The organism is Arthrobacter sp. Soil_N43 (assembly GCF_057655195.1).
Window position 1 is genome coordinate 1 of the sequence record NZ_JBDGML010000075.1, and the last position, 13,287, is coordinate 13,287.

Sequence of the window (13,287 nt, forward strand, 5' to 3'; positions counted from 1 at the left end):
TCTTCATGGCACTGGCGGCCGCGGCCGCCAGTGCCATGAAGAAGGCCTACGCTCCCTATTCGAAGTTCCCGGTGGGGGCGGCTGCGCTTACCGAGGACGGCCGGATCGTGAGCGGCTGCAACGTGGAGAACGCCAGCTACGGACTCACCCTGTGCGCCGAGTGTGCGCTCGTGGGCAACCTGCAGATGAGCGGCGGCGGGCTGCTGCGGGCTTTCTACTGCGTGGACGGCGGCGGCAACGTGCTCATGCCCTGCGGGCGGTGCCGCCAACTGCTGTACGAATTCCGGGCTCCAGGCATGGAGCTCATGACCACTCAGGGAATCAAGACCATGGACCAGGTGCTGCCCGACGCATTTGGCCCCCAACACCTGGAGGAAACCCGGTGACCAGCACTTCAAAGAAAACGGAAGCCTTCGACGCCGTCGACATCATCCGGACGAAGCGTGACAAGGGGGTCCTGAGCCCCGAACAGATCGACTGGACGATCGATGCCTACACGCGGGGCGTCATCGCCGACGAACAGATGGCCGCGCTGAACATGGCCATCCTGCTCAACGGGATGGACCGGTCAGAGATCTCCCGCTGGACCGCGGCCATGATCGCGTCCGGGGAGCGGATGGACTTCTCCAGCCTCCGGCGCCCCGACGGCGGCGTGAAGGCCACGAGCGATAAACACTCCACGGGCGGTGTGGGGGACAAGATCACCCTTCCGCTGGCGCCCCTCGTGGCAGTGTTCGGCGTGGCGGTTCCGCAGCTTTCCGGGCGCGGACTCGGCCACACCGGCGGCACGCTGGACAAGCTCGAATCCATCCCGGGCTGGCGCGCCGCACTGAGCAACGACGAAATGATGGCCCAGCTCCAGGACGTCGGGGCCGTCATTTGTGCTGCCGGTGCCGGCCTCGCCCCGGCGGACAAGAAGCTCTACTCACTCCGGGACGTCACCGGGACCGTCGAGGCGATTCCGCTGATCGCCTCGTCCATCATGAGCAAGAAAATCGCCGAAGGCACGGGCTCCCTGGTACTCGACGTCAAGGTGGGCAGCGGCGCGTTCATGAAGGATGAAACCGCCGCCCGGGAACTGGCAGAGACCATGGTGGCCCTAGGCAAGGACGCCGGTGTGAACACCGTGGCCCTCCTGACGAACATGAACACGCCCCTGGGCCTGACCGCGGGCAACGCCATCGAGGTGGAAGAGTCCGTGGAGGTGCTCGCCGGCGGCGGCCCGGAAGACGTCGTCGAACTCACCGTCCGGCTGGCGGAGGAGATGCTGGTCTGCGCCGGGGTCAACGATGCCGATCCGGCCGCGGCCCTCAAGGACGGCCGCGCGATGGACGTCTGGAACCGGATGATCACAGCCCAGGGCGGCGATCCGCGGGCGAAGCTGCCGGTGGCGAAAGAATCAGAGACCATCTACTGCCCGGCGGACGGCGTCCTCGTGGAACTGGACGCCTTGGCCGTGGGCGTGGCGGCCTGGCGCCTCGGGGCGGGCCGCGCGCGGAAGGAGGACGCGGTGCAGGCAGGGGCCGGCGTGCGCCTCCATGCCAAGCCGGGGGCGGCCGTGCGGGCCGGGGAGCCGCTCGTGACGCTGCTGACCGACACTCCGGAGAAGTTCGCGCGCGCCAAAGAGTCGCTCGAGCAAGCGTTCACGATTGCTCCGGAGGGCTCGCGCCCGGCACAGCAGCTCATCATCGACCGCATCGCGTAGCACCGTGCAGGCCATCAACGACTTCATCCTCGCGGCCGCGGGGCAGCCCTGGGTCCTGCTTATTGTCCTCGCCTGCTGCTTCATCGACGGATTCTTCCCGCCCATCCCCAGCGAATCCGTGGTGGTGGGGCTGGCGGCCGTCGCGTCGACGGCGGATGTCCCCAATCCGTGGCTCCTCATGGCCATCGCTGCGCTGGGGGCGTTCACCGGGGACAACACCGCCTACCTCATCGGCCGGGGTGTGGGGATCCGGCGCTGGCATTGGATGCGGGGGCCGCGCATGCAGCGCGCATTCCGCTGGGCCGGGCGCGAACTCCGGAAGCGGCCGGCGTCGCTGATCCTCGTGGCGCGGTTCGTTCCGATCGGCCGCGTGGCGGTCAATCTGACCGCAGGCGCCACTCACTACTCCCGCACCCGCTTCATCGGACTGACGGTGCTGTCTGCGTCGCTGTGGGCCAGCTATTCCGTGGCCATCGGGCTGTTTTTCGGGCAGTGGTTCGAGGAAAACCATCTGCTCGGGGCGGCCATCGCGATCGTGTGCGCGATCGTGCTGGGCATCATCGTGGACATTGTCATCACCCGGCTGCGCGGACGAATTCCCGAACCCTTGGCGGAGGAGTGATTTTCCTGGAGCGGGCGTAGCGGATATGCTCCCGCCATGCGACACTGAAGAGCGATTTACGTCTCTTTCAGATCTTGTCATTGTCAAGGAGCAGCACCGCGTGGAGTTTATCAATGAGGCCGTGCTCCATGCAGCGGGTCAATGGTGGATTTATCCCATTTTGCTTTTGTTTTTCTTCGTTGACGGCTTCGCGATGGTGGTTCCCAGCGAAACGCTGATCGTGGCCCTGGCGGCATTCTCCCGGCACAGCGGCGAGCCCAACCTCCTGATTCTCGGTGTGACGGCGCTCGCAGGCGCGATGGCCGGCGACAACATGGCGTACCTCCTTGGCCGGAAGATCGGCCTGGACCGCTGGAAATGGATGCGCCGCCCGAAGGTCCAGAAGGCCTTTGCCTGGGCACGCTACGAGCTCGAGAAACGCGGGGCGGTACTGATCTTCACCGCCCGCTACATCCCGTGGGGACGCGTGGCGGTCAATTACGTCGCCGGAACCACGGGTTTCCCGCACCGGCGGTTCTTCCTGCTGGACGCATTTGCGTGCGTGACATGGGTGGGATATTCCATCGGCATCGGAATTGTGGCCAGCTCTTTCCCCTTGCTGCACCACAACCCGCTCCTCGGAGCCGGCATTGCGGTGGTCTTCGCCGTCATCCTGGGCATTGTCATTGACCATCTGCTGCGCTGGTGGCACAAGCGGCTCGGCCGCAACGATGTTGTTCCGGTGCAGCCGGGCGCCGAAGCGGAAGAAGCGCTTCACAGTGCCCCGGAAGGTCCCGACGCCGGCAGGCTCACCGCCGCGCTGCCTGTTGCCATCAGGGCCGACGTGGAACCGGGCCGCTGACACGGTCCGCATGACGCCCGTGGGGCCGTTGGCGTTGTGCGCGGTGCAACCCTAGAGTTGGTACGTGACTGAGCCAATCGTTGACGCCGCCCCTGCCCTTGACTTCGACCTGAAGAGCCTTCCCAAGGTATCCCTTCACGACCACCTGGACGGGGGTCTCCGCCCCGCAACCATCATCGAGCTGGCGGAGGCCGTTGGCCACACCCTTCCGTCGACCGACCCCGCCGCGCTGGGGGAGTGGTTCCGCGAGTCCGCGAACTCCGGCTCCCTGGTGCGCTACCTCGAGACCTTCGACCACACGGTCGCCGTGATGCAGACCAAGGAAGGGCTGTTCCGCGTGGCCAAGGAGTTCGTCGAAGACCTTGCCGATGACGGCGTTGTCTACGGGGAAGTCCGCTGGGCTCCGGAACAGCACCTCCAAAAGGGCCTGACCCTGGATGAAGCGGTGGAAACCGTTCAGGAAGGGCTTGAAGCGGGCGTGGACGCCGTGGCCGAGACGGGCCGCGAAATCCAGGTGGGCCAGCTGATCACCGCCATGCGGCACGCCGACCGCGGCCAGGAGATCGCGGAACTCGCCGTCCGCCACCGCGACAAGGGGGCCGTCGGATTCGACATCGCAGGTGCCGAAGACGGATTCCTGCCGTCACGCTTCCGCGATGCGTTCACCTACCTTGCCGAAAACAACTTCCCCGCCACGGTGCACGCCGGTGAGGCCGCAGGACTCGACAGCATCCAGTCCGCCCTGGTGGACGGCCGTGCCCTGCGCCTCGGCCACGGCGTCCGCATCGCCGAGGACATCATGGTGGAGTTCGACGACAACGAAGACGGCGCCGCGGATGATGACGACAACGTCGGCCTCGTGACCCTCGGGAACCTCTCCAGCTGGGTGCGCGACCGCGGCATCCCGCTCGAAATCTGCCCCTCCTCAAACCTGCAGACCGGCGCCGTGGCGGCGTTCGGCGAAGGCATTGAGAGCCACCCGCTGGACATGCTCTACCAGCTGGGCTTCAACGTCACCATCAACACGGACAACCGCCTCATGAGCGGCGTGACCCTCACGGACGAGTTCGAGCTCCTCGTGGAGACCTTCGACTACGACCTCGACGACCTGCTGGAACTCACGCTCAACGCCGCCGAGGCCTCCTTCCTCCCGCTCGAGGAAAGGGAAGCCCTGGTGGAGTACATCAACGACGCCTACGCGAACCTTGGCTGAACACCCCGCCGGCGGGGTGGAGGAGCTGCTGGGGGTGATCGCAGCACTTCGCGAGCACTGCCCCTGGATGGGCGCCCTCACCCATGCGTCGCTGGTGGAGTACCTCCTCGAGGAGGCCTACGAGGTCGCTGAGACGATCGAGACCGGCGCGGACGAAGCGGAGCTGAAAGGCGAGCTGGGGGACGTGCTGCTCCAGGTTGTGCTGCACTCCCGGCTCGCCGAAGAGCGCGGCACCTTCGCGTTCACCGACGTCGTCCGGAGCCTCACCGCCAAAATGGTCCGCCGCAATCCGCACGTGTTCCGGCCGGACGGCTCCCTGCAGGACACCTTCCCGGCCACAGTGGAGGAGATTGTGCTCAAGTGGGACGCCGTCAAGAAGGCCGAAAAGCCCGAACGGGCGAACCACTTTGAGGGCATTCCGGAGGCCCTGCCGGCCCTGGCCCGGGCGCAGAAGACCCTGGACCGGGCTGCCCGGGCAGGGCTTCCGCCGCTGGCTGAGCCAGCCCCGCCGGTTGAACCTGTCGAAACCCGCACTGCCGGCACTCCGCCGGTTGGGCTCGTCTCAGCCTTCGACTCCGAGCACGAACTCGGTGAGCTCCTGCTCGCCGTTGTCGGTGCTGCGCGCAACAAGGGTTTCGACGCCGAACGGGCCCTCCGCGCAGCCGTGCGGCGGTACCAGGACCAGGTTCCGCCGGGATCATGACGTCCGGGTGCTGGATAGGTTTCCGTAACGTGCACCACTCTCGACTACGCTAGTCCCTGACGAGGACGTCGAGATTTTCCGCTAGTTTCCCAGTAAATCGCTTCACCATAAGGAGCATATTCATGGCGCTTATCGATGCCATCCACGCCCGCGAGATCCTCGATTCCCGCGGCAACCCGACCGTAGAAGTTGAAGTTCTGCTTTCCGATGGCCAGATCGGCCGCGCGGCAGTTCCCTCCGGCGCCTCCACCGGCGAGCACGAGGCTGTCGAACTCCGCGACGGAGACAAGGGCCGTTACCTCGGCAAGGGCGTCCAGAAGGCCGTCGACGCGGTCATCGACCAGATCGCGCCTGCCCTGACCGGCTTCGACGCCACGGACCAGCGCAGCATCGACCAGGCCATGATCGACCTGGACGGTACCGCCAACAAGGGCAAGCTCGGCGCCAACGCCATCCTGGGCGTTTCCCTGGCCGTCGCCAACGCGGCCGCAGCCTCCGCTGACCTGCCCCTCTACAAGTACCTGGGCGGCCCCAACGCCCACGTTCTGCCGGTTCCGCTGATGAACATCCTCAACGGTGGCTCCCACGCGGATTCCGACGTAGACATCCAGGAATTCATGATCGCCCCGGTCGGCGCCGAGACCTTCTCCGAGGGCCTGCGCTGGGGCGTCGAGGTCTACCACAACCTCAAGTCGGTGCTGCAGGCCAAGGGCCTCTCCACCGGCCTGGGCGACGAGGGTGGCTTCGCCCCGAACCTCCCGTCCAACCGTGCCGCGCTGGACCTCATCCAGGAAGCCATCACCAACGCCGGCTACACCCCGGGCAAGGACATCGCGCTGGCCCTGGACGTCGCCTCCTCCGAGTTCTACAAGGACGGCGCCTACCAGTTCGAGGGCAAGTCGCTGTCCGCCACCGAGATGAGCGCCTACTACGCCGAACTCGTCGCCGACTACCCGCTGGTTTCCATCGAGGACCCGCTGGACGAAAACGACTGGGACGGCTGGAAGACCCTCACCGACAGCATCGGTGACAAGGTCCAGCTCGTTGGCGACGACCTCTTCGTCACCAACCCGGTCCGCCTGCAGCAGGGCCTGGACAGCAAGACCGCCAACTCCCTCCTGGTGAAGGTCAACCAGATCGGTTCGCTGACGGAGACGCTCGACGCCGTGTCCCTGGCCCAGCGCGCCGGTTACACCACCATCACCTCGCACCGCTCCGGTGAGACCGAGGACACCACCATCGCCGACATCTCGGTCGCCACCAACGCCGGCCAGATCAAGACCGGTGCCCCGGCCCGCTCCGAGCGTGTTGCCAAGTACAACCAGCTGCTGCGCATCGAAGAGGAACTCGACGACGCCGCACGCTACGCCGGCCGCAGCGCGTTCCCGCGTTTCAAGGGCTAATAGCCGGATTAACAACTGACCGGTGGCTATGGTGGAAAGACCGTAGCCACCGGTTTTGTTTAAGGCCGCACGGTGGCGCAGCCCAGAATCCAGCCCAACCAGTGTCCCGCGTTTACAGGAGTGTCATGGCTACCCGCCGTCCCAAAGTTCCCCGGGCGACCCCAGCGGCCCGGCAGCCCGAGACCGGTACTTCCGGCGGAGACGTCATCCAGGCGGACTTCGGCGGTCACCGGCCCGTCGAGGGGGTCAGGGAGGCGGGCACAAAGAATAGCGGGGCCCGGGAGGCGGGCGCGGGCAACGCAGCAGCTGCCGGCAATGCAGCAGCCGCGGGCAAGGCGGCGTCACCGGGCAAGGCGGCGTCACCGGGCAAGGCGGCGGCGCCCGGCCGCGGCTCCCCGCAGGAAACGCCCGGAAAGAACGGCAGCAAAGGGGCCTCCGCTCCTTCGGGAACCGATGAAAACCTCGACCCCATCCCCGCCAAGGCATTTTCGGGGCGCATGCTGGCACTGGCCGTCGTCATGATTGCCATCACCATCATGCTGGCTCCCACGGTGAAGATCTTCATTGACAAGCGGGCTGAAATCGCCGCCCTCGAAGCAGACATCGCCGCCAGCAAGGCGGACCAGGACGAGCTCAAGCGACAGGTTTCACGCTGGCAGGATCCGAACTACGTCAAGCAGCAGGCCCGTGACCGCATTAACATGGTTATGCCGGGTGAGACCGGCTACTGGGTGTTCGGCAGCGATCTGCCGGCCGGCGAGTCCGCCGGGCCGCCCGGTGCAGCAGCACAAGACCCCGCCAACCTGCCGTGGGTGGATTCCCTGTGGGAGTCCATCAGGCGTTCGGCTACAGACTAAAGCGGCGCCCGCCGCCGGACTGTCCCAGAGACCTTTGGAACAGCCACATCCGGGCAGGAAGGACGGCCGCGCCAGTGGAAGAAAACACGGCACCTGCGCCGGTGGAATCCCGCCAGCCATCGGCACACGATCTTGAGGTGCTGAGCCGCCAGTTGGGCCGGCCGGTCCGGGACGTGGTCGAGATCCCGGCGCGCTGCGTGTGCGGCAACCCCCTCGTGGCGGCCACGGCCCCGCGGCTGAGCAACGGCACGCCGTTCCCCACCACGTTCTACCTGACGCACCCGGTGATCACGTCCGCCGTGTCGCGGCTCGAGGCGGCCGGTCTCATGAATGAGATGAACGACCGCCTCGCCGTGGACGAATCGCTGGCCGCGGCGTACCGCGCCGCCCACGAGGCGTACCTGAGGGCCCGCGCGGAAATAGGGGGCCGTTCGGGCATCGGCGACGTGCCCGAAATCGACGGCGTCTCCGCCGGCGGAATGCCCACCCGGGTCAAGTGCCTCCATGTTCTCGTGGGGCACTCGCTCGCCGCCGGCGAGGGAGTGAATCCCCTCGGCGACGAAGCCATCGCGGCCATCGGCGAGTGGTGGACAGCGGACCGCTGCTACTGCGACGGCGCCTGGGACACCGACGGCGAGGCCCCGTCCAGGGATCTCAGCCGGCATGGGCCGCAAGGCCTGCCGGCCATCGTGGGTCGGCCGGCTCCCGTGCGGAAGTCCAGGAAGGAGACCAGCGAATGACCAGGGTTGCAGCCATTGACTGCGGGACCAACTCCATCCGCCTGCTGATCGCCGATATCGACCGCGGCAACGGGCCGACCAAGCTCACCGACATCGTGCGGGAAATGCGCGTGGTGCGGCTGGGGCAGGGCGTGGACGCCACCGGCGAACTGGCCCCAGAAGCCCTGGAGCGTACCTTCGCTGCTGCGGCCGACTACGCCGAGGTGATCCGTGAGTACAGGGCTGAGAAAGTCCGCTTCGTGGCAACGTCGGCCACCCGCGATGCCCGTAACCGCCAGGTCTTCGTTGACGGCATCCGCGGCCTCCTGGGCGTGGAGCCGGAGGTGATCTCAGGTGACGAGGAAGCGGCGCTCTCGTTCGCCGGGGCCAGCAGCGTGCTGCCGATGTCCGGTGCTGACCGTGTCCTGGTCGTGGACCTGGGCGGCGGCAGCACGGAATTCGTGCTGGGGGACCAGAACGGCGTGATCGCCGCGAAGTCCGTGGACATCGGCTGCGTACGGCTGACCGAACGCCACCTCACGAGCGATCCGCCCACCGCTGAACAGATCGCCGCGGCGGAGGCCGACGTCGACGCCGCCATCGCGGAAGCGGGACTGGACGTTCCGCTGGAACGCAGCACCGCCGTCGTCGGCGTTGCAGGCTCCGTTACCACCATCACGGCGCATGCGCTGAAGCTGCCGGAGTACCTGCCGGCCGCCATCCACGGAGCCGAGCTGTCCATTGGAACCATCGGGGAGGCAGCCAGCGACCTGCTCGGCATGACCCGGGCCCGGCGGGCGGAGCTGCCCTACATGCACCCCGGCCGCGTGGATGTGATCGGCGCCGGCGCACTCGTTTGGCGGCGCATCCTGACCAGGATGGGCGAGCTTACCGCAGGAGAGGTCATTACGGCCACCGCCAGCGAACACGATATTCTTGACGGAATTGCCCTGAGTGTCAGCTAACCCCTGAGTGTCAGCTAACGAGGCACCAGCCCACCGAGTATTGGATCGTGAATGACCAGAGCAACAGCCCGGTTCCGCCGGACGGTCTCGGCTCTGCTGTCGGCGGCGCTGGCTGGCGGCGTCGCTGCGGCAGCAATCGCAACAGCCCCCGCGGCGCAGGCCGACACATGGCGTGACAAGGAATATTGGCTCAAGGAAGCCGGCATCACCAAGGCCTGGGAGGTCTCCAAGGGTACCGACGTGAAGGTCGCTGTCATCGACAGCGGCGTGGACGGCAAACATCCGGACCTGAAGGGCGCCATCGCCGGCGGGCATGATGTCTCGGGAGCGGGAACACCGGACGGGCAGAAAAGCATCGGCGCCAAGCCCGAGCACGGAACGCTGGTGGCCACCATGCTGGCAGGCCGTGGCCACCAAGCGCCCCCCAAGAAGTCCACGGCCAGCGCCAAGCCGTCGCCGGCCCCGTCGGCTGCGAATTCCAGGCCTGACGGCATCATCGGCGTCGCCCCCGAGGCCCAGATCCTTGCCGTCTCCACGTGGCTCGGCTCCGAGAACCCTGGCGGCAAGAGCGACCAGGACCAGATTCCCGAGGCCGTGCGCTGGGCGGTGGACAATGGGGCCAAGGTCATCAACATTTCGTTGGGCAGCACCTCCCCGGAGTGGCCGCAAAGCTGGGACGCGGCCTTCCTGTACGCGGAGCAAAAGGACGTGGTGATCGTGGCCGCGGCCGGCAACCGGGTCGGCGGCAACGTCCAGGTCGGCGCGCCCGCCACCATCCCGGGTGTGCTCACCGTGGCGGGACTGGATCTCAACGGGCAGGCCAGCGTTGACTCCTCATCGCAGGGCATCAGCATCGGGGTGGCAGCGCCGGCTGAAAAGCTCGCCGGCGGGCTTCCCGGGGGAAGCTATGCGGAATGGGCCGGCACCTCCGGCGCAACGCCGATCGTCTCCGGCGTCGCTGCCCTGATCCGCTCGAGGTGGCCGGAAATGAGCGCCGAGCAGGTCGTCAACAGGATCGTTTCCACGGCGAAGGACGCCGGCGCACCGGGTAAGGATCCGCTGTACGGATTCGGCATGCTGGACGCCGAGGCCGCGCTGAAGGACGACGTGGCGGAAACCCAGATCAATCCGCTGGGGTCCATTTCGGACTGGATCCGCGTCCACCGCCGCGGCAACCCTGCCACTCCCGCAGTTCCTGCGGCTCCGCCCGCCGAGTCCCCGGCGGCGCAACCCACCCTGCCCAGGGCCACGGTGCCGGTCGCGGAGCCGCCGTCGCAGCTGGACAGCGCGCTTCCTGCCGCGGTCGTTATCGGTTTTGGCGCCCTCTTCATTGCCATCATCGTCGCCGGAGCCATACAGCTCAGCCGCGCGTCGCGGGCGTCCGGGGGCAGCCCCGAGGAACCTGAAACCGGCGCGCTGAACAGCGTCGATTCCAGCGGTCCGGGCAGTTAGTGAAGATTTTCACAAACTACTGTATTCTGGATGCATGGCAACCACCCCTCAGCTCCAGGACCGTCCCAGGGTACTCGTCGTCGGCGGCGGGTACGTCGGCCTGTACGTAGCCCTCAAACTGCAGAAGAAGATCGCAAACGCCGGTGGCATCGTCACCGTCGTCGATCCGCTGCCTTACATGACTTACCAGCCCTTCCTGCCCGAAGTTGCCGGCGGCAACATCGAGGCGCGCCACGCCGTGGTCTCCCACCGCCAGCACCTCAAGCAGACCGAGCTCATCCAGGGCCGCGTCACTTCGATCGACCATGCCAACCGCACCGCCGTGGTTGCCCCGGCCGACGGCGGCGAAAACTTTGAGGTGCCCTACTTTGACGTCGTGGTCGCCGCAGGCGCCATCACCCGCACGTTCCCCATCAAGGGCCTGGCGGCCAAGGGCATCGGCCTGAAGACCATCGAGGAGGCCGTTGCGCTTCGCAACAAGGTCCTCGAGCGCATCGAAGTCGGCTCCACCATGACCGACCCCGTTGCCCGCGCCCGCGCCCTGACCTTCGTGGTCGTCGGCGGCGGCTTCGCCGGCATCGAGTGCATCACGGAGATGGAAGACCTCGCCCGCGCAGCGGTCAAGAACAACCCGCGCGTCAAGCAGGAGGAAGTCCGCTTCGTCCTCGTCGAGGCCATGGGCCGCATCATGCCCGAAGTCACCGAGAAGCAGGCAGTCTGGGTTGTGGAGCACCTCCGCAGCCGCGGCATCGAGGTCCTGCTCAACACCTCGCTGGAAAGCGCCGAGGGCGCGCTGAAGCTCATCAACTTGCCGGACAAGTCCCTGGCGCAGGAATTCGAATCTGACACGCTCGTGTGGACCGCCGGCGTGCAGGCAAACCCGATGATCCGCTCCACCGATTTCCCGCTCGAGCCGCGCGGACGCGTCCGGGTCCTTCCCGACCTGCGGATCGCCGGCGACGAAGGCATCATCGAGAACGCCTGGGCAGCCGGTGACATTGCCGCGGTCCCCGACCTCACCGGCAGTGGCCTCCCGGACGGTACCTGCGTCCCCAACGCCCAGCACGCGCTGCGCCAGGCCAAGCGCCTTGCCAAGAACCTGTGGGCCTCCCGCTGGGAAAAGCCGCTGACCGACTACAAGCACAAGAACCTGGGTGCCGTGGCCGGTTTCGGCGAGTGGAAGGGTGTTGCCAACATCAACCTGCTGGGCCGCATCGGCCTCAAGGGAGGACTCGCGTGGCTGGCACACCGTGGATACCACGGCATGGCCATCCCCACCGTTGAGCGCAAGGTCCGCGTGATCTTCGGCTGGATCCTGAGCTTCATCATGGGCCGCGACACCACGCAGCTCGAAGACCTCGACAACCCCCGCGGTGCATTCGTTGCGGCTGCGACGCCGGCCCCCAAGCCGGCGGCCGCCCCGGTTGCTCCGCCGGCGGCGAAGCCTGCTGATGCTGACAATGCTTCCAAGGATGCTGTACCGGCGAAAGCCAAGTAAAAAGCAGTAACTGACGACGGCGGCCGTTCCCTTCCGGGGGGCGGCCGCTTCGTTGTTTGGGCCAGGGGCTCCGCCCTGGTCCGCCCCGGTTCCGCCCGCCCGTCCCGGGATCCGGCTGCCGGGATGTCTAGACTGGCTGCATGACCGGCGAAACGAATCTCCAGACCCTCCTGGCCACCATGCACCCGGTACTCCGCAGCGGAGAATACGTGTACGTCCTCTGGCCCCACGGAAAGCCCCTGGCCCCCGGCATTGAGGCCGCAGTGCGCGAGGCCGAGGGGCTGACGGCGGTGCTGCCCCGGGCCGAGGCGGACGCCCTGGGGCTGAACTATGATTTCGTGGCCGCCTGGATCACGCTTGAGGTCCATTCGGAGCTCGAAGCCGTGGGCCTGACGGCGGCGGTGAGCCGGGCCCTGACGGACGCCCGGATCAGCTGCAATGTGCTGGCAGGCTTCCACCACGACCACCTGCTGGTGCCTGTCGGGGACTCCGCCCGCGCCCTCGAAGTGCTGGCCGAGCTTTCCGCCGCGCACGCACCCGATTACGAACAGGTGCGCGAGGTGAAGCTGCGGAGCGAGAAGCCCGAAGACCGCGCGGCAATCCTCGCGCTGACGGCGGAGGCGTTTTCCGTTTCACCGGTCACTGGGTTGCCCGTCGACGGTGAGCCCGTGGAAGTGGACCTGCTGCGCCGCCTCTTTGACTCCGATGAATACCTGCCGGAGCTCAGCGTTGTCGCAGAAGTCGACGGTGAAATCGTGGGGCACGCGATCAGCACCCGTGCGTGGGCGGACGGCCTTGAGCTGCTCGGCCTTGGGCCCATTGGAGTCACTCCCAGGCTGCAGCGCCACGGCATCGGCTCGGCACTGATGCGGGAAACGGTGATCCGGGCCAACGCGGCGGGGGAGAGGGGCATCGCCCTGCTCGGCAGCGCGGACTACTATTCCCGGTTCGGTTTCGTCCCGGCGTCGTCGATGGGTATCGAGGCACCGGACAAACGCTGGGGGGACAACTTCCAGTTCCTGCCGCTCGCGCTGTGGCCCGGCGGTGTTCATGGAACTTTCCGGTACGCCGAGCCTTTCTCCGCAATTGAAAGCAACGCCAGCGGCGGAAAGCGATAGCATTGACCGGGCGCCCCAGTAGCCCAATTGGCAGAGGCAGCGGACTTAAAATCCGCGTGTTGTGGGTTCGAGTCCCACCTGGGGTACACAGCTTGATGTGGCCGGATGTGGCAGGCCGGAGAGGCGCCGCGGCACCGAGCCGCGCTTGTGTTTCTGCCGTCTTCCCCTTGCCTTCGTGTGCTTTTCCCTCT

At 66.9% G+C, this 13,287-nt stretch carries 13 protein-coding genes and 1 tRNA gene; all 14 read left to right on the forward strand.

The genetic code is table 11. The features are described 5' to 3' along the window. Nucleotides 1-5: 5 nt before the first annotated feature. The 14 genes from AC3A3W_RS08080 to AC3A3W_RS08145 all read left to right on the forward strand — a co-directional run bounded on the left by AC3A3W_RS08080 (nucleotide 6) and on the right by AC3A3W_RS08145 (nucleotide 13,182). Nucleotides 6-386, forward strand: a complete 381-nt coding sequence (locus AC3A3W_RS08080) for a cytidine deaminase (RefSeq protein ID WP_487441829.1) — start codon at nucleotides 6-8, stop codon at nucleotides 384-386. Further along, nucleotides 383-1,705: a thymidine phosphorylase gene (locus tag AC3A3W_RS08085; RefSeq protein WP_487441777.1), complete on the forward strand. Its 1,323-nt coding sequence runs from the start codon at nucleotides 383-385 to the stop codon at nucleotides 1,703-1,705. Before AC3A3W_RS08080 ends, AC3A3W_RS08085 begins: the two co-directional genes overlap by 4 nt. Before the next feature lie 4 nt (nucleotides 1,706-1,709). Continuing rightward, the gene (locus tag AC3A3W_RS08090) at nucleotides 1,710-2,327 is read left to right on the forward strand and encodes a DedA family protein (protein WP_487441778.1); all 618 of its coding nucleotides are present in this window, start codon (nucleotides 1,710-1,712) and stop codon (nucleotides 2,325-2,327) included. Nucleotides 2,328-2,427: 100 nt separating this feature from the next. Next, complete coding sequence (locus tag AC3A3W_RS08095) at nucleotides 2,428-3,168, forward strand: DedA family protein (protein WP_487441779.1); 741 nt, start codon at nucleotides 2,428-2,430, stop codon at nucleotides 3,166-3,168. A 64-nt stretch (nucleotides 3,169-3,232) separates the two neighbouring features. After that, nucleotides 3,233-4,381 carry an adenosine deaminase gene (locus tag AC3A3W_RS08100; RefSeq protein ID WP_487441781.1) on the forward strand — a complete coding sequence of 383 codons (1,149 nt, stop codon included), beginning with the start codon at nucleotides 3,233-3,235 and terminating at the stop codon, nucleotides 4,379-4,381. 67 nt (nucleotides 4,382-4,448) lie between these two features. After that, nucleotides 4,449-5,084, forward strand: a complete 636-nt coding sequence (locus AC3A3W_RS08105; protein ID WP_487441831.1) for a MazG nucleotide pyrophosphohydrolase domain-containing protein — start codon at nucleotides 4,449-4,451, stop codon at nucleotides 5,082-5,084. Between the two features lie 122 nt (nucleotides 5,085-5,206). Further along, nucleotides 5,207-6,487: a phosphopyruvate hydratase gene (eno, locus tag AC3A3W_RS08110; protein WP_487441783.1), complete on the forward strand. Its 1,281-nt coding sequence runs from the start codon at nucleotides 5,207-5,209 to the stop codon at nucleotides 6,485-6,487. Nucleotides 6,488-6,612: 125 nt separating this feature from the next. Continuing rightward, complete coding sequence (locus AC3A3W_RS08115) at nucleotides 6,613-7,344, forward strand: FtsB family cell division protein (RefSeq protein WP_487441785.1); 732 nt, start codon at nucleotides 6,613-6,615, stop codon at nucleotides 7,342-7,344. A 74-nt stretch (nucleotides 7,345-7,418) separates the two neighbouring features. After that, complete coding sequence (locus AC3A3W_RS08120; protein WP_487441787.1) at nucleotides 7,419-8,084, forward strand: DUF501 domain-containing protein; 666 nt, start codon at nucleotides 7,419-7,421, stop codon at nucleotides 8,082-8,084. Next, a complete protein-coding gene (locus AC3A3W_RS08125) occupies nucleotides 8,081-9,028 on the forward strand; it encodes a Ppx/GppA phosphatase family protein (RefSeq protein ID WP_487441788.1) in 948 nt (315 codons plus the stop codon). The genes AC3A3W_RS08120 and AC3A3W_RS08125 overlap by 4 nt, the downstream gene beginning before the upstream one ends. Nucleotides 9,029-9,079: 51 nt before the next feature. Then, nucleotides 9,080-10,480 (forward strand): S8 family serine peptidase, encoded by a 1,401-nt coding sequence (locus AC3A3W_RS08130; protein WP_487441790.1) that lies wholly within the window; start codon nucleotides 9,080-9,082, stop codon nucleotides 10,478-10,480. Nucleotides 10,481-10,514: 34 nt separating this feature from the next. After that, nucleotides 10,515-11,978, forward strand: a complete 1,464-nt coding sequence (locus tag AC3A3W_RS08135; RefSeq protein WP_487441792.1) for an NAD(P)/FAD-dependent oxidoreductase — start codon at nucleotides 10,515-10,517, stop codon at nucleotides 11,976-11,978. 140 nt (nucleotides 11,979-12,118) lie between these two features. Next, complete coding sequence (locus AC3A3W_RS08140) at nucleotides 12,119-13,096, forward strand: N-acetyltransferase (protein ID WP_487441794.1); 978 nt, start codon at nucleotides 12,119-12,121, stop codon at nucleotides 13,094-13,096. A 12-nt stretch (nucleotides 13,097-13,108) separates the two neighbouring features. Then, a tRNA-Leu gene (locus AC3A3W_RS08145) sits at nucleotides 13,109-13,182 on the forward strand. The last annotated feature ends 105 nt before the right edge of the window (nucleotides 13,183-13,287 follow it).